Source organism: Aromatoleum toluclasticum ATCC 700605 (genome assembly GCF_000378245.1).
GTDB lineage: Bacteria > Pseudomonadota > Gammaproteobacteria > Burkholderiales > Rhodocyclaceae > Aromatoleum > Aromatoleum toluclasticum.
Genome location: NZ_KB899498.1, coordinates 196,857 through 219,482, shown reverse-complemented (window position 1 = coordinate 219,482; position 22,626 = coordinate 196,857). Strand labels below are relative to the sequence as shown.

The 22,626-nt window shown below is 66.0% G+C and carries 20 protein-coding genes and 2 pseudogenes; 13 read left to right on the top strand and 9 right to left on the bottom strand.

Annotated features, from left to right (window positions below; all coding sequences use genetic code 11):
• Nucleotides 1-41: 41 nt before the first annotated feature.
• The 4 genes from F464_RS0115325 to F464_RS0115310 all read left to right on the top strand — a co-directional run bounded on the left by F464_RS0115325 (nucleotide 42) and on the right by F464_RS0115310 (nucleotide 2,748).
• Nucleotides 42-1,826: a putative bifunctional diguanylate cyclase/phosphodiesterase gene (locus tag F464_RS0115325; RefSeq protein ID WP_232428943.1), complete on the top strand. Its 1,785-nt coding sequence runs from the start codon at nucleotides 42-44 to the stop codon at nucleotides 1,824-1,826.
• Nucleotides 1,827-1,959: 133 nt separating this feature from the next.
• The gene (locus tag F464_RS0115320; protein ID WP_018990716.1) at nucleotides 1,960-2,166 is read left to right on the top strand and encodes a hypothetical protein; all 207 of its coding nucleotides are present in this window, start codon (nucleotides 1,960-1,962) and stop codon (nucleotides 2,164-2,166) included.
• 74 nt (nucleotides 2,167-2,240) lie between these two features.
• The gene (locus F464_RS0115315; RefSeq protein ID WP_018990715.1) at nucleotides 2,241-2,453 is read left to right on the top strand and encodes a cytochrome c oxidase subunit 3 family protein; all 213 of its coding nucleotides are present in this window, start codon (nucleotides 2,241-2,243) and stop codon (nucleotides 2,451-2,453) included.
• Between the two features lie 109 nt (nucleotides 2,454-2,562).
• The gene (locus F464_RS0115310; RefSeq protein WP_157353797.1) at nucleotides 2,563-2,748 is read left to right on the top strand and encodes a cytochrome C oxidase subunit IV family protein; all 186 of its coding nucleotides are present in this window, start codon (nucleotides 2,563-2,565) and stop codon (nucleotides 2,746-2,748) included.
• A 105-nt stretch (nucleotides 2,749-2,853) separates the two neighbouring features.
• On the opposite strand, the gene F464_RS0115305 is transcribed toward F464_RS0115310, so the two are convergent.
• Together F464_RS0115305 and F464_RS0115300 are read right to left on the bottom strand one after the other, a co-directional pair.
• The gene (locus F464_RS0115305) at nucleotides 2,854-3,981 is read right to left on the bottom strand and encodes an NAD(P)-dependent alcohol dehydrogenase (protein WP_018990713.1); all 1,128 of its coding nucleotides are present in this window, start codon (nucleotides 3,979-3,981) and stop codon (nucleotides 2,854-2,856) included.
• Between the two features lie 30 nt (nucleotides 3,982-4,011).
• The gene (locus tag F464_RS0115300; protein WP_018990712.1) at nucleotides 4,012-5,091 is read right to left on the bottom strand and encodes a 2Fe-2S iron-sulfur cluster-binding protein; all 1,080 of its coding nucleotides are present in this window, start codon (nucleotides 5,089-5,091) and stop codon (nucleotides 4,012-4,014) included.
• Between the two features lie 264 nt (nucleotides 5,092-5,355).
• On the opposite strand from F464_RS0115300, the pseudogene F464_RS31630 reads away from it, so the two are divergent.
• Nucleotides 5,356-6,420: pseudogene (locus tag F464_RS31630) on the top strand (aldehyde dehydrogenase family protein).
• A gap of 63 nt (nucleotides 6,421-6,483) precedes the next feature.
• On the opposite strand, the gene F464_RS0115290 reads toward F464_RS31630, so the two are convergent.
• The gene (locus tag F464_RS0115290; RefSeq protein WP_026296032.1) at nucleotides 6,484-8,052 is read right to left on the bottom strand and encodes a long-chain-fatty-acid--CoA ligase; all 1,569 of its coding nucleotides are present in this window, start codon (nucleotides 8,050-8,052) and stop codon (nucleotides 6,484-6,486) included.
• A 257-nt stretch (nucleotides 8,053-8,309) separates the two neighbouring features.
• The gene (locus F464_RS0115285; protein WP_018990708.1) at nucleotides 8,310-9,542 is read right to left on the bottom strand and encodes an acetyl-CoA hydrolase/transferase family protein; all 1,233 of its coding nucleotides are present in this window, start codon (nucleotides 9,540-9,542) and stop codon (nucleotides 8,310-8,312) included.
• A gap of 274 nt (nucleotides 9,543-9,816) precedes the next feature.
• Between F464_RS0115285 and F464_RS28725 the strand changes: the two genes are divergently transcribed.
• Together F464_RS28725 and F464_RS0115275 are read left to right on the top strand one after the other, a co-directional pair.
• Nucleotides 9,817-10,692: a thiolase family protein gene (locus tag F464_RS28725; protein ID WP_332309974.1), complete on the top strand. Its 876-nt coding sequence runs from the start codon at nucleotides 9,817-9,819 to the stop codon at nucleotides 10,690-10,692.
• A pseudogene (locus tag F464_RS0115275) lies at nucleotides 10,626-10,859 on the top strand (electron transfer flavoprotein subunit alpha/FixB family protein); the annotation flags it as partial. The gene F464_RS28725 and the pseudogene F464_RS0115275, both read left to right, overlap by 67 nt.
• A 217-nt stretch (nucleotides 10,860-11,076) precedes the next feature.
• On the opposite strand, the gene F464_RS0115270 reads toward F464_RS0115275, so the two are convergent.
• The 5 genes from F464_RS0115270 to F464_RS28720 form a co-directional block, all read right to left on the bottom strand.
• A complete protein-coding gene (locus tag F464_RS0115270) occupies nucleotides 11,077-11,868 on the bottom strand; it encodes an SDR family NAD(P)-dependent oxidoreductase (RefSeq protein ID WP_040395220.1) in 792 nt (263 codons plus the stop codon).
• A 21-nt stretch (nucleotides 11,869-11,889) separates the two neighbouring features.
• Entirely contained in the window at nucleotides 11,890-12,831 is a 942-nt protein-coding gene (locus tag F464_RS0115265; protein WP_018990704.1) for a DUF7064 domain-containing protein, read from the bottom strand.
• 45 nt (nucleotides 12,832-12,876) lie between these two features.
• Nucleotides 12,877-14,079, bottom strand: a complete 1,203-nt coding sequence (locus F464_RS0115260; protein ID WP_018990703.1) for a phosphotransferase family protein — start codon at nucleotides 14,077-14,079, stop codon at nucleotides 12,877-12,879.
• A gap of 37 nt (nucleotides 14,080-14,116) precedes the next feature.
• Nucleotides 14,117-14,935, bottom strand: a complete 819-nt coding sequence (locus F464_RS0115255) for an SDR family NAD(P)-dependent oxidoreductase (protein ID WP_018990702.1) — start codon at nucleotides 14,933-14,935, stop codon at nucleotides 14,117-14,119.
• 225 nt (nucleotides 14,936-15,160) lie between these two features.
• On the bottom strand, nucleotides 15,161-15,985 hold the full coding sequence (locus F464_RS28720; RefSeq protein ID WP_051092302.1) for an SDR family NAD(P)-dependent oxidoreductase: 825 nt from the start codon (nucleotides 15,983-15,985) through the stop codon (nucleotides 15,161-15,163).
• Nucleotides 15,986-16,335: 350 nt separating this feature from the next.
• Here F464_RS28720 and F464_RS30990 point away from each other — a divergent pair, with 350 nt between their 5' ends.
• The 6 genes from F464_RS30990 to F464_RS28710 all read left to right on the top strand — a co-directional run bounded on the left by F464_RS30990 (nucleotide 16,336) and on the right by F464_RS28710 (nucleotide 22,608).
• Nucleotides 16,336-17,400 (top strand): hypothetical protein, encoded by a 1,065-nt coding sequence (locus F464_RS30990; RefSeq protein WP_018990700.1) that lies wholly within the window; start codon nucleotides 16,336-16,338, stop codon nucleotides 17,398-17,400.
• Nucleotides 17,401-17,453: 53 nt separating this feature from the next.
• Nucleotides 17,454-17,927: a nuclear transport factor 2 family protein gene (locus F464_RS30985; RefSeq protein WP_018990699.1), complete on the top strand. Its 474-nt coding sequence runs from the start codon at nucleotides 17,454-17,456 to the stop codon at nucleotides 17,925-17,927.
• Nucleotides 17,928-17,975: 48 nt separating this feature from the next.
• Nucleotides 17,976-18,902: a DUF7064 domain-containing protein gene (locus F464_RS0115235; RefSeq protein ID WP_018990698.1), complete on the top strand. Its 927-nt coding sequence runs from the start codon at nucleotides 17,976-17,978 to the stop codon at nucleotides 18,900-18,902.
• A 76-nt stretch (nucleotides 18,903-18,978) separates the two neighbouring features.
• Entirely contained in the window at nucleotides 18,979-20,034 is a 1,056-nt protein-coding gene (locus tag F464_RS0115230) for a zinc-dependent alcohol dehydrogenase (RefSeq protein WP_018990697.1), read from the top strand.
• A gap of 211 nt (nucleotides 20,035-20,245) precedes the next feature.
• Complete coding sequence (locus F464_RS0115225; protein WP_018990696.1) at nucleotides 20,246-22,177, top strand: hydantoinase/oxoprolinase family protein; 1,932 nt, start codon at nucleotides 20,246-20,248, stop codon at nucleotides 22,175-22,177.
• Between the two features lie 11 nt (nucleotides 22,178-22,188).
• Nucleotides 22,189-22,608 carry an acetone carboxylase subunit gamma gene (locus F464_RS28710; RefSeq protein WP_018990695.1) on the top strand — a complete coding sequence of 140 codons (420 nt, stop codon included), beginning with the start codon at nucleotides 22,189-22,191 and terminating at the stop codon, nucleotides 22,606-22,608.
• Nucleotides 22,609-22,626: the final 18 nt, after the last annotated feature.

Genomic DNA, 22,626 nt, shown 5'->3' with positions numbered 1-22,626 from the left:
CTTTGCTGCGTGCCGCGCAGGAGCGGGACCTCCTCCATGGCATGTGCCGCGTCATCGTGAATGAGGGCGGTTACCGTCTCGCCTACGTGGCGTACGCGCAGCACGACGAGCAGAAATCCCTTCCGATCATGGCCTACGCCATTCAGCGCGACATACCAGAGGAAAGGGATTTCTTCGACCATCTCCAGCTCACCTGGGCCGATGTGGAGCTCGGGCAGCACGCACCCGCGATCGCCGTCCGCAGCGGAGAACCCTGCATCGGACGCAGCCTGCTGACCGATCCCGGTCTTGCCCCGTGGCGTGAGGTCGCGATTCGTCTGGAATACAGCTCGCTGTCGGCCTTCCCCCTGCACATCGAAGACGACACCATGGGCGTTCTGCTCATCGCCGACTCGGACCCCGATGCCTTCGACGAAGCGGAGGTCAAACTGCTCGGCGAACTGGCCGACGACCTCGCCTACGGCATCAACAATCTGCGCAGCCGCATCAAGCGCCATGAAGCCGAAGAGCGCATTGCGCACATGGCACTTTACGATCCGCTCACGGAGCTTCCGAACCGGACGCTGTTCCGCAGCCGGCTTCAATCCGCGATCGCGGACGGCCGGCAGAAGCATCGGCCGCTGGCCGTCCTGCTCCTGGGCGCCATGCATTTCCATGAGATCAGCGACACGCTCGGCTATCAGCAGGCGGACCTGCTGACCTGCTCGTTCGCCCATCAGCTGGAAAGCCGCCTGCGCGAAGGCCAGTTCGCAGCCTGCGTCGGCGAGGCCGAATTCGCGTTACTGTATCCCGACATGGACGTCTCCCTGGCGGTCCGCACGGCACACGAACTCGTCAGGGAGTTCAGCAGCCCGGTCGAAGTCGGCGGGCTGAGCATCAGCGTCGGCCTTTGCGCGGGCATTGCCGCCTTCCCCGGGCATGGCGCGGACGCGGACGCACTGATCCGCCGGGCGCGCATGGCGATGTTCGAAGCCAAGCGCCGCGGGAGCGATTCAGCGGTCTTCACGCCCGAACTCGAACAACAGCGCACGAACCGGCTCGCCCTGATGATCGATCTGCGCCGCGCGATCGAACAGAAGGCCCTGATGCTCTATTGCCAGCCCAAGATCGATCTCGCGACCAAGCGCATCCGCGGCGCCGAAGGACTGGTCCGCTGGCAGCACCCCTCGCAGGGCATGATCCCCACCGAGGAATTCGTCAGGATCGCCGAGACCTCGGGGCTGATCACACCGCTGACCTACCACGTCCTCGAAGCGGCCTTCCAGCAGATCTACGCCTGGCATGACAGCGGCCTCGACCAGCCGCTCTCGGTCAATCTATCGGCCCGTGATCTGCGCGATCCGGCATTGATCGACAAGCTCAAGAACCTGTTTTCTACTTGGGGCACGGCGCCCGAATGGATCCAGTTCGAGCTAACCGAGAGTGCACTGATGGAAGATCCCGTCGGCGCGCTCGACGCCATCCACCGGATAAAGGCCTTGGGCGTCGAACTCTTCATCGACGATTTCGGTATCGGGTACTCGAGTCTCAGCTATCTGCACAAACTGCCCGTCGATGCGATCAAGATCGACCAATCTTTCGTCATCGCGATGCCGGATAGTGCCGTCTCCGCCGCCATCGTCGAATCGACCATCGAACTCGGCCATCGGCTGGACCTCGAAGTCGTCGCGGAGGGCGTTGAAACCGAATCGGCGTGGAATCAACTGGTAGCCCTCGGCTGCGACACCGGTCAAGGCTATTACATGGCCAAACCCATGCCGGCGGACCAGTTGAGGGATTGGCAGATGCAGTACGACGCTGGCATCGTCACCTACCGGATACACTGAAGAACGTCGGGTCGACTCCAGCGACGCATCCGCGGCTGCAGACTCCGGTTGCGATCAGGGACCATCATCTAAGTTGAATCAATCCCACAAGGTTCGGTGCCGGGGAGCAAGGCGGTCACCGAACATCGAAGTCATGTCCAAGAGCAATACGGCTTATTTCAAGTACTGGCGCGCGTGCGCCGCGTGGGGGCCGATCCTCCTCGCCGCCTTCATCGTGTGCTGGGGGCTGCTGGGCTACAACATCCCGCCGATTCCCGCCGATTTCACCGCCGACCAGCTCGCGCAGCATTTCCGCACCCACTACAACGAGGTGCGCGCCGGGATGGCAGATGCTCTATGACCAGGGCGGGCTGCTGATCGCGGCGGGCAGGTCGCGCTTTTCGACTGCTCCGCCGCGAGGATGTCGGGCTCGGCATGCTGAGCACGCTGATCCTCGTCACAAGCGGCCTCTTCGTGGTGCTCGCCGTGAATGCCGCCAAAACGGGAAAGGCTCGCGACCTGCACTTCCTCGGCGGGATGGTAGTCCTGGCCTACCTGTGGTTCCGCGCACGGCAGGGTGTGGACAGCCCGCTGTGCAGCCTGACCGAATCCGGCGCCTTGTACTGGCACATGGTCGATCTGCTCTGAATCTTCATCTTCCCGATGCTCTACCTGCTGGGGCCGCGATGACTCACCTCTCTCCCCGATCCGCCGTCTTCGTGTGGTCCTTCCTGGTGATTGCGAGGCTATGCACAGCGTGGCTGGCCGCTGGACCGCCGCTGTCGTCATGCTCGTCGCCGCGCTCAAAGGCCGTGCGATCGTGCTGTACTACATGGAGTTGAAGGACGCGCAGCTTGCGTGGCGGCTCGTGTTCAAGGCGTGGCTGGCCATCGCCACAGTGGTCATCGTTGCTTTCTGGGCCCTGAGCGCAGGCAATTCCTGACAGCGCCTCGCCTTCGCATCGCGCTACTCATCGCGATCATTCCTGCAACCCCCTTCCCGCCTGATCGCGCGGGAAGGGGGTTTTCGATACCCGTGCTCCTTCTGCTCAGAACACCAGCACCGGCTTGATCGCCTCTCCGGTCTCGGTCGCCTTGAAGGCTTGATTAATGTCGTCGAAGCGATAGGTGGTGATCAGCTTGTCGAAGGGGAACTTGCCGTCGCGGTAGAGTTGGACCATGCGCGGGATGAATTCCTGCGGGTTCGCGTCGCCTTCGGTGATCGGGCGCAGGGTGACGCTTTTCACGAGCAGGTCCAGCAGGGTCACAGGCACCGCGGCTTCGGGTGACGGCACCCCCAGCAGGCCGACGGTGCCGCCCGGGAGGGTGCAGTTGATCGCGTTGGCGATGACGGGGGGGAGGCCCGTCGAATCGAGCGAGTGCGTGACGCCTCCGCCGGTCGCAGCCTTGATGCTCGCGACGAGATCCTCGGTGTTGAAGGGATCGAAGGCGTGGCTTGCACCCAGATCGAGCGCCAGCGCGCGACGCCGTTCGTTGGGCTCAATCACGACCACCGGGCCGGCACCGACCGCGAGCGCGCCGAGCAGCGCGCTCAGGCCGACGCTGCCCCCGCCGAAGATCGCGAGCGATTGGCCCGGTTTCAGCGCGAGCGAATTGATCGCCGCACCCGCCCCGGTCTGGATCCCGCAACCGAGCGGGCCGAGGATTTCGAGCGGCACGGCGTCCGGAACCGGGACCGTATTCACTTCGCGCGCGAGCGCGTAGGTGCCAAACGAGGACTGACCGAAGAAGAGGCTCTGCACCGCTTCGCCGGACGCATCGATCACCGTGCCCCCATCGACGCGCTGCGCCGCGCCGAAGTTGAGCGGCAGCATCTGGTGGCAGGTCGCCGGGTGATCCTCGCAGCAGCTCGCGCAGTGCCCGCAGGAGTTGAACGACAGCACGACACGCTGGCCCGGCTTCACTTTCGTCACGCGCTCGCCGACGGCCTCGACGATGCCGGAGCCTTCGTGCCCGAGCACAATCGGCAGCGGCACGGGAAAACCGTCGCGGCACACCACGTCGGTATGGCATACGCCGACTCCGACCATGCGCACCAGCACTTCATCGCCCTTGGGGGGGCTGATGCGCACGTTCTCGATCTCGAGCGGCCCGCCCACCGTACGCAGCACGGCAGCGCGTGCCCGAATGAACAGCGAATCCTGGATGCTTCCCATGGTGTTTCGTCTCCTGCCTGGTTTGGTTATTCAAGCCGCCGCAGCGCGGGCGGTGGTGCTCATGTCGGTGAACTTGTCGTAGTGGATGGCATCTAGGCCGACCCCGAGACTGCAGGCAAGCTCGATTGCGCGGTCGATCATTACCGGGGGACCACACATGTAGAGTTCGGCTCCGCGCTCAGCTTCGCCCGCGAGCGCGGCGTCGAGGTATTCGGTGACCATGCCGCGCCGACCTTGCCAGTCGCTGCCGGCAGGCTCGTTGGAGAGCACCGGCACGAACTCGAAGCCGCCGCGCCAGCCGCCGGCAATGGCGCGGATCTGGTCGAGTGCGTAGAGATCGGCCTGGGTGCGGGCGCCGAAGAGCAGCACGCAGCGCCGGGTAACGCGCCTCTTGCGCGCGTCCTCGAGAATGCTGAGCAGCGGCGCCAGTCCGCTGCCGCCGGCGATGCAAATCATCGGTCCGGTGCCGGTACGCAGATGGAAGTCACCCTGCGGCGCCTCCACCGCTATCGGAGAGCCGTTCATCGTGCCTGCGAACAGGGCCTCGGTGAATGCGCCGCCCGGCACCTTGCGGATCATGAAGGACAGCTTGCGATTGCCCTCGCGTTCGGGTGCGTCCGCGAACGAGTAGCAACGCGGCTGGGCGAGCGCGGGGGTCTTCAGGTTCGCATACTGGCCAGCGACGAAGCGCAGCGGCCGGTCGACTTCGACCGTCACGCGCAGGATGTCATGCGTCAGGCTCTCGGTGGCGACGATCGCGCCCTGATAGCGTTCCGCGGGCGGCGCGTCCTCGATGCCCGCCTGCACCTGCACGACGATGCGTTCGTCCTGCGGCACGGCCTGGCAGGCGAGGATGTAACCGGCATCGATTTCCTGGCGGGACAGCACATAGCCGAAATCCGTGATCGCCTTGACCCGTCCCTCGACAAGCCGGCACTTGCACGCGCCGCAAGTACCGACGGTGCAGTTGTGGGGGAAGGGAACGGAATGTTCGAGTGCGCTTTCCAGCACGGTCTGGCCCGCTGGCACCTCGAAACTCGCGCCGAAGGGTTGGACCTCGACGGTCGGTACCGTTTTCGGCTTGAACAGGTTTTTCAGGAAACTCACCATCGCGGGCCTCTCTCTGGGTGGGGCGAGCAACCCGGCGCCGCGGCTGCCCGTTCATTCGCGGGGCTGTCATGCCCCCTATTGCTTTTCTGTCATACGTCCGTTTCATCGCGGCGACCCGCAGGTCGAACGCGCGGGACGACACTTCGACAGCAGGATTCTCCACGGGCGCGACGCAGCCTCCACCTGCCGAAAGTTTGGTACTACGGAAGCGTCCGCGTCCGAGGCGATCCGGACCCGAAACATCGAAATCGATCCAAGGACATCGTGGCCGAGGAAAGCCGCCCCTACCCTATGGGCTTCACGTCGCTCGTGCGCCGCGAGCCGGTCGGCGTCGTCGGCGCCATCGTGCCGTGGAATTTCCCGGTCGCGCTGTCGATGATGAAGATCGGCCCCGCGCTCGCGGCCGGCTGCACCATCGTGCTGAAACCTTCGCCCGGCACCGTGCTGGACAGCTGCATCCTCGCCGAAGCGGCCGAAGAAGCCCGCTTGCCGGCCGGCGTCGTGAACTGGGTACCCGGCGGCCGCGAGCTCGGGGCCTATCTCGTCGCGCACTCCGGCGTCGACAAAGTCGCGTTCACGGGCTCCACCGCAGCCGGACGCATCATCGCGCAGGAATGCGGCCGTCTCCTGCGCCCGGTGACGCACGAACTGGGCGGAAAATCGGCTGCCATCGTGCTCGACGACGCCGACCTCGGCGCCCTCGCCCAAGGCCTGCCGACCGCGTCGATCCTGAACAACGGGTAGGCTTGCTTCTCCTGCACCCGGATCCTGGCGCCGGCCAGCCGCTACGATGAGGTCGTCGACGCGATAGCGGACGCGGTGTCGGCGCCCGTCGTTGGCGACCCGCTGCAACGCGAGACACAGATCGGCCCGATGGCGTCCGCGATCCATCGCGACCGCGTCCAGGCATACATCGCCAAGGGCAAGGGCGAGGCCCGGCTGGTGGCCGGCGGCGGCAAGGTGGACCGCGAGCGCGGCTGGTTCGTGCAGCCGACGGTCTTCGCGGATGTCGACAACGGCGCGACAGTCGCCTGCGAGGAGATCTTCGGTCAGGTGCTGTCGGTCATTCGATACAACGACGAGGATGAAGCCGTGCGCATTGCCAACGAGTCCGAATACGGCCTAGGCGGAACCATCTGGTCGACCGATCGGGCGCACGCCGTCGAACTCGCCCGCCGCATCGAGACGGGGACGCTGGGCATCAACGGCTATATGCCCGACCTCAATGCGCCCTTCGGTGGCATCAAGGCGAGCGGACTGGGACGAGAACTCGGCCCGGAGTCGGTGGTCGCTTACCAGCGCTACAAGTCGATCTACCAGCTCCGCTGATCAACAAACGAAAGCAGGCCCGCGCAAGATGCCGGGCCTGCTCTCCGCGCCGCGTCGTAAGACTCAGGCGTCGGTCGTCTCGACGGGCGCGAACTGCTTGCGCAGTGCCGCTTTCAGGATCTTGCCGGTCGGCGTCATGGGCAGGCTGGGGGCGAAGATGATCTGCTTGGGGGCCTTGTAGGCGGCGATCATCTCCCGGCAGTGCGCGATCAGCTCGTCCTCGCCGGGTGCTCTGCCGTCTACCGGAACGACGATCGCCGTGACCCGCTCGCCCCAACGCTCGTCCGCCAGCCCGATCACTGCCACCTGAGAAACGCCGGGATGCTTGCTGAGCGCCTGTTCGACCTCGGTGGAATAGACGTTCTCGCCGCCGGAGATGATCATGTCCTTGGTGCGGTCGACGAGATAAAGCAGGCCGTCGGCGTCGCGATAACCCGCGTCCCCGGTGCGATACCAGCCGTCCGATAGGACCGAGTCCGTCTGCGCCGGCTTGTTCAGGTAGCCCTTGAACATCGCCGGCGAGCGCACGACGAATTCGCCGATCTCGCCGTCGGGCAGTTCGTCCCCCGCCGCGCTCAGGATCTGCACTTCGACGAGCGGCACGGGCGTGCCGCAGGACTTGAGCTTGCGCTCGTCGTTCAGGTCGTGCTGATCGGGACGCAGCAGCGTCACCGCCCCGCAGGTCTCGGTCGCGCCGTAGAACTGCATGAAGTCGCAGCGCAGCGTGCTCATGGCACGCTTGAGCAGCGGCGCGGTGATCGGAGAGCCGGCGTACATGACGAGGCGCAGCGATGAGAGATCGGTGTCGGCGACCGCCGGGTGATCGAGGATCATCTGGATCGCGGTCGGCACCAGGCAGCAGATCGTCGGACGGTCTCGCGCGATCGTCGCCAGCAGCGCGGGGATATCGAGTCCCGGCAGGATCGTGAGCGGCACCCCGTTGTAGAGCCCTTGCAGTGACAGGCCGGTGCCGACAAGATGGAAGTTGGGCATCACGAACATCATGACGTCATCGGGCCGCCAACTGAATGCCGGTTCGAGGTGCTCGCACAGGCGCATGTGGTTCATGCCGCCATGCGTGAGCTCAACCCCCTTCGGCTCGCCGGTCGTGCCCGAAGTATAGAGGAGCAGCGCCGTGTCCTCGGGGCGCACTTCGACATTCGGGTCGGCCTCGCTGCAGGCGGCCATCCGCGTCTTCAACGCGCTTTCGCCGTCGGTCGTAGAGTCGAACTCGACGATCTCGAAGCGTCGCGCGCCGGTCTCACGCACCTGCTCGACGAGCGGGACGAACTCGCGGTCCACGAAAACCAGCGCCGGCTGGGCGTCGTCGACCACGCCCTTCAACTCCATCGCGGACAGCCGCCAGTTCAACGGCAGCAGCGGGCAACCGGCTTTGCTCGCGCCGAACATGGCTTCGAAATACTCGATCGAGTTCCTGCCGTAGAAGCCAACCACCGCGCCCCGCTTCACGCCGGCCTCGATGAGCAGGTTCGCGATCCGGCTGGCCGCCCGATCAAGCTCCCTAAACGTTTCCCGGCGCCGCGCGTTCATCAGCGCAACGCGGTCACCGGCAGTCCGAGCATGGTAGCGGGGAATGTCCGCCAGGGAGGCGATGTCAGCGTGAAGCCACATGGTCGAAACCTCTGCAAATGGGAAGGAAAGAAATGGGGGTCTGCGCCAAGGGGGTCCTGGTCCTAGCGGTGGCGGCATCCGCCCGGGTGCTTTGCAGCCAGGCTCATAATCGGTTAGGACCGCACGGCGTCGCACCTGTCGAAAGTTGGGCATGGTGATGCGGGCGCTTGATGTGATGCAGGCGGACCGCCGACGACGGCGCGCCGCGGCCGGGGTCCGACCAAGCCCGCGCGCCGCCGCATCGCGGCATCACCTGCTCACAAGCTGACGCACTGCGCGTGCCACGCCGCCTGCAACGCGTTGCGGTGGTCGGGGGCCGCGACCGCGATGAGCCGGGCCGCGCGCTCGCTGAGCGTTGCGCCGCGAAGGTCGGCGACACCGTGCTCGGTCACGACGAGATCGGCGATGTGCCGAGGCGCACCGACAAGCGCTGCGGGGTCGAACCGCGGCACGATGCGCGACACCGCCCCGCGAGACGCACTCGACAGCAACGTGAACACCGCGCGGCCGCCCGCGGACAGCTTCGCGCCCTGAGCGAAGGCCGGCATGCCGCCGACGCCCGCTACGAGCTGGCCGCCGAGCGTGTCGCAATTGATCTGACCGAAGAGATCCACTTCGAGAGCCGCGTTGATGGCGACAAGATTGTCGATCGCAGCCAGGCGCCGGATATCGTGCGTCTCGCACACCGGCGCGAAGCGGAACGTCTCGTCCGCCGCCACGCGCCGGTAGAAGGCGGGGTCGCCGAGTGCGACTCCGACGGTGACCGCGTCCCTTCCCGAGATTGCCCCCTGCTCGATCAGCGGCATGACGGCTTGAGTAGTCATGCCGGCATGAAGCTTCAACCGACGATGCCCGGCAAGCGACGCGAGGACGGCGGTTACCATCCTGCCGATGCCGACCTGCACGGTGTCGCCGTCACGAACGACCCCGGCGACGTGCTGTCCGAGCCTCGTCAGCGGCGCGCTCGCCACATCCGAGGGATAAGTCACCAAGTCCGCCTCGGCTTCGACGACAGCGTCGTATTCGTCGAGCGCGAACGTGTGGCCGCGCGTCCGCGGCATGGCCGGGTTGATGTGCGCGATCCGCCATTTCGCGCGCGCCCACACGGCCGGCGCGAAATCATGGCAGACGCCCAGGCTGAGACGCCCGCAATCGTCGGGCTCGCTGGTCTGCATCACGGCAAGATCGATTTCCAGCTGCGACAGGTCGGACCACGCCCCGAGGTAATCGGTCGGAACGAGCTCGATCCGGCCGTCGAGAAAAACCGGGCGAAACTCCGGCAGCATGAAGTAGGCCCGTTGGCGCGCCGCGGGGTGAAGCGCCGCATAGACGCCTTCGTTGATGCCGGGAAAGAAGACCCCGACGAAGCGCACACCCGCGGCGCGCTCGGGCGCCGCGCGCAGCGCGTCGCGAAGCGCAAGCGATTCGCCGGAGACGCCACCGAGGAACACCGTCATGCCCGGTCGCAGGGCCGCGACGACGTCGGCCATTGAGATTCGCCTCGGGTTCCGCCCCAATCCTGAATGAGTCATGCCTCCTCCTTTCGCGATACCTCGGGTGAACGCTCAGCGTTCCCCCTGCCGTCGGCGTTACCGCGTCGATCGTGCCCGACACATTCAACGCCGCCAGTTCATTCTTTTTAATATCGTCTGCTGGCGTACAGCGGCTGTCAAGGGTCGGATTGAAGGCGACCGGCGTATTCGTTCGTTATCTTGAGCGCCTTTTTTCAGGCTTTCTGCCGAGAAAAAGAGCGGATGACGTCGCATGTCTTTCACGACGCTTGCCATCCTATCTTTTCGTCCGTTAGCATATGGTGATGTTCATACCTTTTGCGGAGCCATCATGCCACAGCGTGAAATCGTCGTCGTCGGCGCGGCCCGGACCGCGATCGGAAGTTACGGGGGTGCCCTTAAGGACGTGCCGATGCGCACGCTCGCCACCACAGTGGTTCAGGCCGCGCTCGAGCGCAGCCGCGTGGCGCCCCCGGACGTCGGCCACGTCGTGTTCGGCAACGTGATTCCGACCGAGCCCGCCGACGCCTATTTGAGCCGCATTTCCGCCATCGACGCCGGCATCCCCCGCGAGACGCCCGCCTTCAACGTTAATCGGCTGTGCAGATCGGGGCTGCAGTCGATCCTTTCCGCAGCTCAGACGATCGCGATGGGCGGTGCCGACATCGCCATCGGCGGCGGAGCCGAATCGATGAGCCGCGGCCCCTATCTCGCACCGTCGCTGCGCTGGGGCGCCATGGGCGACGCGAGCTGCATCGATTACATGAACGGCAGTCTGCACGACTCCTGGAACCGCGTGCACATGGGGATCACCGCGGAGAATGTCGCCGAACGCTACGGCATCTCGCGCAGCATGCAGGACGCGCTCGCAGCAGAAAGTCAGCGCCGGGGCGCCGGGGCGATCGAGGAAGGCCGCTTCGACACTCAGATCGTGCCGATCAAGATCCCCGGCCGCAAAGGTATCGTACGCTTCGACCGCGACGAACATGTGCGGCCGGAGGTCGATCTCGCAAACGCGAAGATGTCGATGATTCCCTTCGACGAGATCGCCGTCGAGGAGGCGGTCAGGCACCGAACGACTACCACGTGGGCCAGACCGGCAAGACCGTCGCGCCCCAGCTCTATCTAGCCATCGGCATCTCAGGCGCCATCCAGCATCTGGCGGGCATGAAGGACTCCAAGGTGATCGTCGCGATCAACAAGGATCCTGAGGCACCGATCTTCCAGGTCGCCGATTACGGCGTGGTCGGCGACCTGTTCTCGCTGGTGCCGGAACTCACTTCTCGATTGGCCTGACCGTCGCCGACACGGCGACCGGTCCCCGCGGCCCCTCGGCAGGCTTGGATTCCTCCTCTCCTCCTCTTGCCTGCCGAGGTTTTTTTTCACCTCGATTCGCCCCTTCCCCTTTTTTGCCTTTCTCGTGCTGCCGAACGGACAAACGCCCGGCGGAACGTTTCCGTCCCCGTCGGGCGCATGAAGACGCGGCCGGCGACAGCCAGCCCATGTGAAACGACTAGAGCTGTCCGCCGCCGTCCACCGCGATTGACTGTCCGGTGATGAACCTCGCCCGCGACGACAGCAGGAAGGCGACCGCCTCGGCCACGTCCGCGGGCTGACCGAACTCGCGCAGCGGGATCGACTTGCGGATCCGCTCGACGTGCTCGGGAGGGAACTCCCCGTCGAGCACGGCCTTGCCGAGCCCCGCGTTGATCCAGCCCGGCCCGACGCAGTTGGCGCGGACGCCGTTGCGCCCCTCTTCCTTGGCGACACCGCGGATCAGCATCTCGATCGCCGCCTTTGGCGAGGCCGACAGGATGTCCTGCGACGGCACCCGTTCGACGGCCGCGGTGATCAGGGCGACGAGGGCGCCGCCGGGATGCGCCTTGAGATGCGGCAGCGTGGCCCACACGAGGTTGAAGCAGCCATTGACGTCGGCGTTGATCGCCGCCGCCCATTCCGCCGGCGTGAGCGCATGGATGCGCTTCATGTGGATCTCGGGTCCGGCGGCATAGACCACCGAATGGATGCGGCCAAAACGCGCCGCGACGCGGTCGACGAAGGCCTTCAGCTCATCGGGCCGCTCGACCGACACCGACTCGGCCTCGGCCTGCCGGCCATGGACCTGCACCCGCGCCACGGCTTCGGCGGCCCGCGCCGCGTTGCGCCGATAGGTGAGCACGACGTTCGAGCCATCGCGCGCGAGCGCCTCGCAGATCGCCTGTCCGATGCCACCGCTGCCGCCGATGACGATCGCGGTCCCTTCGCTGTATCGCGGGTCGGCACCGCACTCGATTTGTTCGGTCATGATTTTCATATCCCCCGATATTCACCCGTTGCGCTGCGCCATGTGTTCGACGTAGATGCGCGGCCAGCACATCTCCAGCCAGCCGACCCCGGGCTTGCCGTCGAACTCGACGGTCATGCCCGCCTCGTTGAGCACGGTCGTCGGACTGACATGGAACGGGTACAGCGCGAATGTGCGCCCGCTGACCTTCGTCGTGCGTCCCGCGTCGTCGGCGACGATCGCAGTCATCGAGCGGTGGCTCAGGTCGGCGTCGTGCTCGAAATCGACCTGCACCGACGTGACCTCGGCCATATGGCCCTCTTTGTAGACATAGCCGCGCAGATAGGTGCGTCCGGCCACATGGATCTCGAAGAAATGCACCGACAGGTCGGCGCCGGCCTGGCCCTGGAACCACTTCCAGTGCTGGACCGCTGCCCAGTCGCGGGTTCCCCACGAGTGGTCGCGGTGCCCGGTCGTCTCGAACGGCATGCGCCGGCCGTCCAGCCGCAGCGCGCCGGTGATGAGGCCGCTCTGCTCGAAGCGGTTGTCGGCGACCGCGCTCGGGCACCCGTCGCGATGCCCCGCGTAGTTGTAGGCCGGATGCGTCCCCTCGAAATGCATCTCGAAGCCGACCCGGTCGCCGTTGTAGACGACGTCGACCACTTCGAGCGGCTTGCCCTGGCGCACGTGGACGTCGCCGACCTTCCAGTCGTCGAAGTCCGCGTCGCGCGGCACCTCGATGCCGTCGCGGATCTCGAACACGGCGTTCGATCCGGCGCCCGGCCCGAAAATGCAGCAGGCCGAGCCCGCCTTGCTGTCGCCGCCGACCCAGGTGTAGACAAAGGCCGCCAGCTTCTCGTCGGGCAGGACGACCATGTAGGGGATCGACTCGCGCGCGACCGATTCCGCGCGCAGCGCGTGCCGCCGATCATCGGACGGTTCGAGCGTGAGCCGCGGGTCGACCTGAATTTCTGTCAGTTTCATGGGTTCGCTCCTTGTCGAAAGCAGGATAGGTGCCCTGTGCCCGCCTCAGCCCGCCGCTTCGAGGCGGTCGCGCAGCAGGGCGAGCGTCGGGTACGAGACGGCGATGAGCCAGGTCATCAGGATGTCGTGATGCGTCTTGCCGCAGGCTGCAATGCGGTACATCGTCGCGAGCTCGATCGCGACGAGCTTGTAGGTGATGAGGATCTCGTAGTAGCGGACGACCTCCTCGCGCACCGGCAGCCCGCTCGCCTTCTCGTAATCGGCGTAGAACTGCTCGCGCGGCATGAAGCCGCCGACCAAGAAGGTCTTGCCGTCCTCGGCGAAACTGCCGAACGGCTGCACCGCCGCGTAGGCGATATCCTCGTGCCGGTCGCCCAGATGGCCGAGCTCCCAGTCGAGGATCGCGCTGATCTTGTTGTCATGCTCGGTATAGAGGAAGTTGCCGGTGCGGTAGTCCCCGTGCACCAGCGACACCTTCTCGACCACCGGCATATGCTCGCGTAGCCAGTTCATCGCCAGGCGCATCAGCGGGACATCCTCATGAGCGTCCTCTTCCCACACCCGCTCCCACCAGTTGAGCTGCCACTCGACGGCCTGGGTGGTGCCGGCCGCGGGCACGTCGAGCGTGCCGAGGTCGGCCTTGAGCCAGTCGCAGGTGTGGATCCGGGCGAGACAATCGACGAACTGGGCGCCGAGGATGGGGCGGATGGCGGGGTCGAAGCCCGCACCCGGGCCGCCAGCGACCTCGCCCGCGGCCCGGCTCGGCTTGGTCACCCCGGCGTTGAACCCGCAAATGACAGCCGGATAGGGCAGGAAGCTGCCGTCCTCGTCGAGCCAATACATTTTGGGCACCGGCACGAGGCCCTCGCACGCCTTGATGAGCTGGAACTCGCGCAGGCGGCTCGATTCCGCGGTCGACTCTGCCGGCTCCATGCGCAGCACCATCGTGCGCGTGACACGACCCGCCAGCGGCTCGTCCCAGGTCAGCTCGAATGCGACATGGATCTTCGAGGCGCCGCCCACGAGCCAGCGCGGCCTGCTCAGCTCGAAGCCGCCGCCCAGCCTGGCATCGAGCAGGTTCTTCACCCCCTGCATCAGCTCGTGCAGCGACGGCTGTTTGAACGGGCGCCCCGCGCGCCGCTCCAGTTTGCGCGTGAGGATCGCGTCCACCGCGCGCTCGCAGGGAAAGCGCTCGCGCATCTGCCGGATCCAGGCGGGAGAAGGGCGGTTCTTGTCGATCAAGTCCATCACACACTCCTCTTCGGAAGCGATTTCTCGTGTGCCATCAGCGCATGACGTTCAGCGTGATGCCGCCGTCCACCTTGATTTCCTGGCCGGTGATGTTCGCGGCGCCGTTGCTGCCGAGGAACGCGACTAGATGGCCGATGTCCTCGGGCGTCTGCTCGCGCCCCATCGGCGTGTTCCGCGTCACGGCGTCGAGGAAAATCTCGCGCGGCGCCATGTCGCGATACTCGGGGACGCTCTGCTTCATCAGCGTCGCGAGGAACTCCCACGCCCGCGTCCACAGGAACCCGGGACAAATCGCATTGACTCGGATCAGACTCGGCCCCAGTTCGAGCGCGAGGCTGCGCGTCAAGCTGATGACGCCGGCCTTGGCGGCAGCATAGGCGGGCACGCTGGGCATGGCCATCAGTCCGGCGATCGACGCGATATTGACGATCGCCCCGCCCCCGCGCGCTTGCAGGTGCGGAATCGCGGCCTTGCAGCCCGCGTAGGCGGTGCGCAGATTGCCCTGCAGTTGCGCGTCCCAACCGCGTTGCGTCACGTTCGCGAACGGCATGCCCATCGCGAGCAGTTCGACATCGCTGCCTGCGCCGCCCGCGTTGTTGACCATGATGTCGATGCCGCCGAACGCGGAAGCCACCCTATCGGCGGCCGCAGCCATCGCGCGCTCGTCAGCGGCGTCGGCCTCGAGCCCGATCGCGGGCGCCTCAAGCGTCGCAGCGGTCGCCTCGGCATCGGCAAGCGCGAGGTCGAGGATTGCGACGCGCGCGCCCTGCGCTGCCAGGCAACGCGCGATGCCTGCACCGATGCCGCGTGCCGCGCCGGTAACGAGCGCGACTTTTCCTTCGAGTGCCTTCACTTGATCCTCCTGCCGGTGATTGAACCGAGTTCCCGATGCAATATGCGGGGGCTGCCCCCACGCTAGAACCCTACAAAGGGGGGAAAATGGGGGGTGACGCCGATCGGACGGCAATGATCCAGACATGTCGTAGGGCGTGCCGTACCGATTCCGGATCGCTTCGCGCCAAGTCCTTCGCCTTCGCCCCGGCGCCCCGACGGCCGACTATCGTCATGCGAGAACCGCTCAGCCCGCCGCTGGCGCCGGCCGCTGTTCGCTCGCCTGCATCTGCGCCATCACTTTCGGCAAGTTCGGCTGCCCTGTCGCTGCGCTGAGTCCGCCGTCGGCTACGACGATGCTGCCGATCATGAAGCTCGCCTCGTCGGACGCGAGGAAGGCGACCACCTTGGCGATTTCGTCGGGCTGCGCCGCCCGCCCTAGCGGGATCGACGAGACCCAGGTCTCGCTGAGGCCCAACTCGCCGATGATCGACGTCATCGGGGTGTCGATAAGCCCCGGGCAGACCGCGTTGACGCGGATGCCCTCGGGCGCGTGATCGATCGCGAGCGAGCGCGTGTAATTGACGACCGCCCCCTTCGCCGCGTTGTAGGCCGTGAAACCGTAGTCGCCGGAAAGTCCCGAGATCGACGCGACGTTGACGATCGCCCCGCCTCCGCGCTTGCGCATATGCGGAATGGCGGCGCGGCATCCGTAATACACGGAGTGCAGGTTCACGCCGACAGTCTGGTGCCACGTGGCCGGATCGAGATCCGGCGTCTGGCCGAAGCAGCCGCACCCAGCGTTGTTGACGAGAATGTCGAGGCCGCCGAAGTTATTCACTGCGCGCACGATCGCGCCCTCGACCTCGTCCTGAACGGCGACGTCACACTTCTGGAACGTCACCGTGCCTGCGGCGTTGAGGCGCCGCCACACGTCGTCGGCCGGTTCACGCCGGGCGCAGACCAGCACTTTCGCCCCCTCCTCCAGCAGGATTTGCGCGGTCGAAGCGCCGACGCCGGACGTGCCGCCGGTGACCACCGCCACCTTTCCGTCGAATCGATGTGCCCTCATTGTTCAGTCCCCGACAAGATCGTTGCGCGAATACCTCACGGCGAAAGCTACTCGCAAGACTGCGGCCGACGGACCCCCCATTGGAGTGGGGTTGTGACGACGATGCAAACACGGGGGTCCATTCCGTTGTTCCACCCCCTGCCCCACTCCCGCCGCCCCCCCCCCCCTTTTGGGGGCGCGCCGAACCCGGCTGAGCCGTAGTCTTCGCGACGTTGCCATCCGATCGAGAACCGCTTGTGTCCGGTCGCGAGCCTGCATTGCGCCGAGTCTGCACCGGGCCGCGTGTCACTCGCCGAATTCCCGGCCCGCGACGACTCACCGATCTTTCCGTCCGTTCTAGGAGAAGCCTGATGCCCCGTCTCGACGATCTTTTGATCCATCAGAACTACGGCACGCTCGACAACATCGTCGAGTCCGACCCGCGCTGGTTCGACCGCTTTTATTTCAACCTTCAGGCGATCGACGGGTCCCTATCGATCGCTCAGGGCATTGGCGTCTATCCGAACATGAAGGTGTCGGACGGCTTCGCGTGCATCGCGACACCGGAGTTGCAGGTCAACGTCCGGAGCTCGCGTGAGCTTGTCGGCGGCGACCGCGACGTCATGGCTGTCGGCCCGCTGCATGCCGAAGTCGTCGAACCGATGAAGCGCTGGCGCTTTTGGCTCGACGACAACCCGTACGGCGCGCGCTACGAGTTCGACTACGTCGCGAACTTCGAGGCGATGGAGCCGATGCGGCTGGTGTCGGAGGTGAAGGGTCGCAAGGTCTGGGATTGGACGCACTTCGGCCATGTCGGCCGCGTCGAAGGCTGGGTGGAGCTTGACAGCCGCCGCATCGCACTGACGCCGGACCGGCACTACGCGGTGCGCGACCGCTCGTGGGGGGTGCGGCCAGGCATCGCCGTCATCGAGGACATGACCGAGTGGTTCCGGCAGGCGAACTGGGGCACGCGTCACAACTGGGTGTGCGTGCAGCTCGATTCGTTCTACTTGTGGTACTTCCAGACGCAGGAGCAGGACGGGACGCCGCGCTTCTTCGAGGGCCTCGTGCGCTGGAGCGACGCGAAGGGCGGTGCGCAGGAGAAGGTGACGCACATCGTGCGGCGCTTCGAACTCGGGCCGAACGAGCACTTCGAGGGCTGCGCCGTCGATGTGCATCTCGCGTCGGGTCGCGTGCTGCCGGTGAAGATGCGCCGCCTACCCACCTGCGTGCACCTACGCGGCGGCAATTACGGCGGCAAGGACGGCGTCATTCACGGCATGCGCCAGGGGCCGCTAAAGGTCACCGGCGAGCGGTGGGAGCCTGCCGACTCCCGGCTCAATCCGGCCTCGATGGGCCTTCAGGACCACGTCGTCGAGGTCAGCTGCGAGGGCGAGACTGGGTGCGGCATCTTCGAGCTGTCGTACGGAACCTGACCCGACCGTATCCCCCGCGATTCCCGGCTCTGCTCCCCGAGGAGGAACCCATCGTGAACGAAGACGTCCAGGCGCGCTCTGACATTGCCCAAGTCGTGCTGCGCTATGCCGAAGTGCTCGACAAGAAGCAACTCGACCGGCTCGACACCGTGTTCTCCCCCAACGCCCAGCTCGTCTACCTGCTCGGCGAACAGCTGATCCGGTTTTCGATGTGCGAGGCGCAGGACGTCTTCGGCGGCTTTCTCCGCAAGTGTTGGTGGACCTGCCACACCGTGAGCAACCCAGTCATCGAAATCGACCGCGACCTGGCGCGCGCGTCGAGCCGCGCTCATGCGACGCACATCCAGATCCGAGATGACGGCACGCGCAACGTCTGGACCGTTGCCGCGGCCTATGACGACGAGCTCGTTCGCGAAGTCGACGGCTGGCGCATCCGGCAACGGCGCTGCGACGCACGTTACGAGGACGGAACGTTCCTCGCGGCGGGGGTGCGGCAGTACGACGCGCCGCCGGTCTTTCCCGTGTGAGCGCGAACCGCGGCACGCCCCTAACTCTAGCTACAGGAATCGACGACGATGAAGGAAGCCGAGCCGAAACTGCTGAACCCGATCCACGACCGGCGCCACCGCTTGCGTCCTGGTCCGCACGCCCGGGAGTCGATGCCCTACATGCTGACGCTGCCCGACGAGCGGGTCGCGATATTTGTCTATACGTGGGTCACCGGCGAAGGCAAGGCCGGGGCGGCGATCTGCGCGTTCGGGCCGGGGATCGGAGACGAGCCGATCATCGAGGTCGTCGACGGCATCGCGGTGCCGGACGAGATGGACTTTGACGACTGGCACGTCGGCGGACTGCATGTGCGTCAGCGCGAGCCACTGCGTAGCGTCGACGTCAGCTTTGCGGGCAAGCGCGCGAGCATCGAATACCATTTCGAAGCGATGCACCCCGCGTATGCCTACAGCGCCCACGCTAACGGCTGCCCGCCGTGGGTCGCCGACGACCGCTTCGAGCAGAGCGGAAAAGTGCTGGGGGTCTTGCGCATCGACGACCGAAAGATCCCGTTCGACACGACCGGGCATCGCGACCATTCGTGGGGCGTGCGCGACTGGGAAGCGACGCAGCATTGGAAGTTCCTGCAGGCGCAAGCTGGACCCGATCTCGCTGTACATTTCTTCCAGATCCAGGCGTACGGCCGCACCGAGCTGCGCGGCTACGTCCATAAGCACGGCCGAACCGCCGAAATCACAGGACTCGTTGTCAACTTCGAACACGATGACGGGTTGCGTCATCGCTCGGTTGATGCCTCAATCCGCGACGCCGCCGGCCGGCTCGTCAAACTCAAGGGTGATGTCATCGCGTTTTTCCCGTTCCAGGTCAGCCCGCTACGCACGCTGAACGAAGCCGGCATCGCCGTTGAGATCGACGGCGTGCCGGGCGCAGGATGGTTCCAGATGAGTTGGCCGACCGCGTACCTGGAGCACGTGCGCCAGCAGCAGCGCTGATCGGCCTATGCCGATTGTCATCGTCACGGGGCTGGACTGCGTTGCGGACAGCCCCGACCTATTTGGAAAAAGGAAAATGGCCAAGATGAAGTCCGCAGTGATGCTCGCGCCCGGTCGGATCGTGTTGGAGGATGTCGAGCGCCCCGAGGTCGATGACGACCACGTGATCGTCCAGACCGCCGGGATCGGCGTGTGCGGCAGCAACCTGCACTGGTGGCGGGGCAGCGGCACGGCGACCGCGTACTGGCCGTTCCCGATCCGCGGCGGCGGCGGCCACGAGTACGGCGGAGTTGTGGTTGAGACCGGCAAGAACATCCGGCGCGTGCAACCCGGCGACCGTGTGGCGATCGATCTCTTCCATAGCGCGAGCTGCGGGCAGTGCGAATACTGCGCGGCCGGAGCCTTCAGCCACTGCGCGGCCGCCGGTCAGTTCGTCACGCCGGGTTTTACCGAGTACCTGAAGCTGCCGGAGAAGGGCTTGCACGTGCTTCCCGACGGCATCGAACCGCACCTGGGTTCGCTGATCGAACCCGCTGCAACGCCGGTCGCCGCGTTGCGCCGCCTGGGCATGCGCGGCGGTGAGCGTGTCGTCGTCATCGGCGCCGGCGTGCTGGGGCTCGCCGCCGCGGGGGCCGCGAAGGCGCTCGGTGCCGAAAAGGTCGTCATCACGGCGAAATACGATCATCAGGCGGCGCTTGCGCCGCGGTTCGGCATCGACGCGGTCGTGCGCAGCGGCGAGGACGCAGTCGGCGAACGTCTGCTCGAGGAGGTCGGCGGCGGTGGCGCCGACATCGTCGTCGAGACGGTCGGTGGCAACGCGCCAACGCTCGCGCTCGCGGCCGACGTCGTCCGCCACCGCGGCACCGTCATCCCGCTCGGGTTGTGGGACGAACCGGTGCCGGTCGATTCCTGGAAGTCCGCATTCAAGGAAATCAACTACTTATTCTGCCTCGCCTACGGGCAGTGCGGGCTGAAGACGGACTACCGGTTCACGATCGACCTGATGGCGTCCGGCCGTCTGCCGCTCGAGGCTCTAGTCACGCACGAGTTGCCGCTCGAGCGAATCGCCGACGCGTTCGATGTCGCTGCGAACAAGAACTCCGGCTCGGTGAAAGTCGTCGTTCGTCCCTGAGGGTGCCCCCATCGCGCTTGGCTCCTGTTCCTTGGCGGGGAGCCCCCCCGCCGGCGCTTCCCCTCCCCCTCATTCGAGGGTTCTTGCAGGTGCGGATGGCCTTTAATCTGCCTCCCATGCCAATGCGTTCCGCGCGACCTAGTCGCGCGACGCGATGCGAATGACGCCCGTCCTCCCGGACGGTGGTCGAGGACCCCACGAGGAAAACCATATGGGAAAGCTGATCAACATCGACAACGGCGGCACGCTGACGGACATCTGCGTGATCGACGGCTCGAAGGTGACACACACCAAGACGCTGACGACGCCCTATGACCTGTCGAAGTGCTTCTTTGAAGGATTAAAAAAGGCGGCCCGCCTGATTTACGGTGAGGAGCGCATTGTCGACCTGCTGCTGTCAACTGACCACATCCGCTATTCGACGACGCAGGGCACGAACGCGATCGTCGAGCGCAAGGGGCCGCGGCTCGGCCTGATCGTCTGCCGCGGCACCGACGTGGCGCTGCTCAAGGCGAGCCACGCCGAGGCGCAGCTTTTCGAGGCGCTGGTTGGCGACCGGGTCGCGAGCTTCGACCTGTCGCTGTCGTGGGAGCAGTTTGACGGCGAGGTCGTCGCGACCATCAACCGGCTCACCGCCGCCGGCGCCAACCGCATCGTCATCAGCTTCGAAGGCGAGGATTACCGGCAGGACGAGGCGCGCTTCAAGCAGGCGGCGCTACAGAAATTCCCCCGGCATCTCCTCGGCGTCGTTCCGGTGCTGTGCGCGAGCGACCTCGCCGACGACGTCAGCCGCACGCGCCGGACTTGGACGACGCTGCTGAACGCCTTCCTGCACCCGACCATGGAAACCTTCCTATACAACGCCGAAGGTATCCTGCGCGAGTATTACCACCAGCACCCGCTGCTGATTTTCCGCAACGACGGCGATTCCGCACGCGTTGCCCGGACGGTGGCGATCAAGACGTACAGTTCGGGGCCGCGCGGCGGCATGGAAGGGGCGCGCGCGCTCGCCGCGCACTACTGCTTCAAGCGACTGCTGACGATGGACATCGGCGGCACGACGACCGACATTGGCCTCGTCGAGGACGGCCGCGTCAAGGCCCGCCCACGCGGCGACGTCGAGGGCGTAGCGGTGTCGCTGCCGCTATGCGATGTGGTCAGCGTCGGTGTCGGCGGCTCGTCGATCATCAAGGCCGCCGGTCGGTCGATGCAGGTCGGTCCCGAATCGACCGGCGGCGCGCCCGGCCCGGCGTGCTTCGGCCTCGGTGGGCAGAATGCGACGATCACGGACGTATTCCTGCTCACCGGGCTCATCGACCCCGTAAGCTATTTCGGCGGGGCGATGAAGCTCGACCGCGATCGCGCCGAGGCTGCGATCCGGGACAACATCGCGGGCCCGCTCGGACTCGACCTCGACGCGGCGCTCGAGGCTGCGCAGAAGGCTTGGTGTCACAAGGTCGCGGGCAGCCTGATCGAATACACGCCGATCGACGCCGACACGACGCTCGCGGCGTTCGGCGGTGCCGGCCCGTTCCTCGTCACCGACGTCGCCGAGGCGGCCGGCATCGGGCGCGCGATCATCCCCGGCCTCGCCGCGGTGTTCTCGGCGTTCGGCATCGGCTTTTCGGACATTGCGCAAAGCTACCAGAGCCGCCTGCCCTCGCTGTCGCGGGAGGCGGCCGACGAAGCGGTCGAGGAGCTCGCTCACCGCGCGCGGCGTGACATGTTCGCCGAAGGCTTCGACTTCGACGACTGCGTCCTCGAATGGAGCATCTTCCGCGTGCGCGACGACGACGAGGCGTCGCTGCCGTGGTCGCCCGGCACGGCGCTGCCAGGCGATCTGCGCGAATCGGATCACGCGTCGGTTGCGCTGCGCATCGTCAAGCCGATCAACCACGCCGAATTCGCACCGCTTGCCGGCGACGCACGCATTCCGGCGGTTTCCCAAGGCACGCGCGAAGTGAAGGTCGCCGCGCACGGCCTGATGACATTGCCGGTATACCGCATCGAGGAACAGCCCTCCGGCGCGTACGGTGAAGGCCCCTGCATTCTCGAAGAAGCGTATTTCACGGGTCGCGTCGGCGCGGGATGGCGATTCGAGATCAATGCCAACCGAGACACCCTGCTGACGAAGTCGGCATAGGAGAACGACCCATGAAAGTTCAGATCACCGAGTATTTGCGTATCGATCTCGACAGCGAGCGGTGGGAGTGCCGCTGCTGCGGCCACGAGATCGGCCCGGCCCGCGAGCTCTACAAGGAGGGCTTGCTGGTCTATCACCGCGACCCGCGTGAGATCCACCGGCCGCTGCTCGACCCCGCGAAATACGCCAAGACCTTCGCGCCCGACCCCGAGTGGTGCGCGATCCTCGAGTACTACTGCCCGGGCTGCGGCACGCTGATCGAAGCCGAATACACCGTTCCGGGCCACCCCCCGGTGCGCGACCTCGAGCTCGACATCGACGCGCTGAAGGCGCAATGGGCCAAGCGCAAGGAGGAGAAGGTCCACGTCGCCGCCGGCGATACGCCGCGACCGGTCCACCGCCACGGTCACGGCCACGGCCATTCGCACTGATTTCCGGGGGCTAGGGAC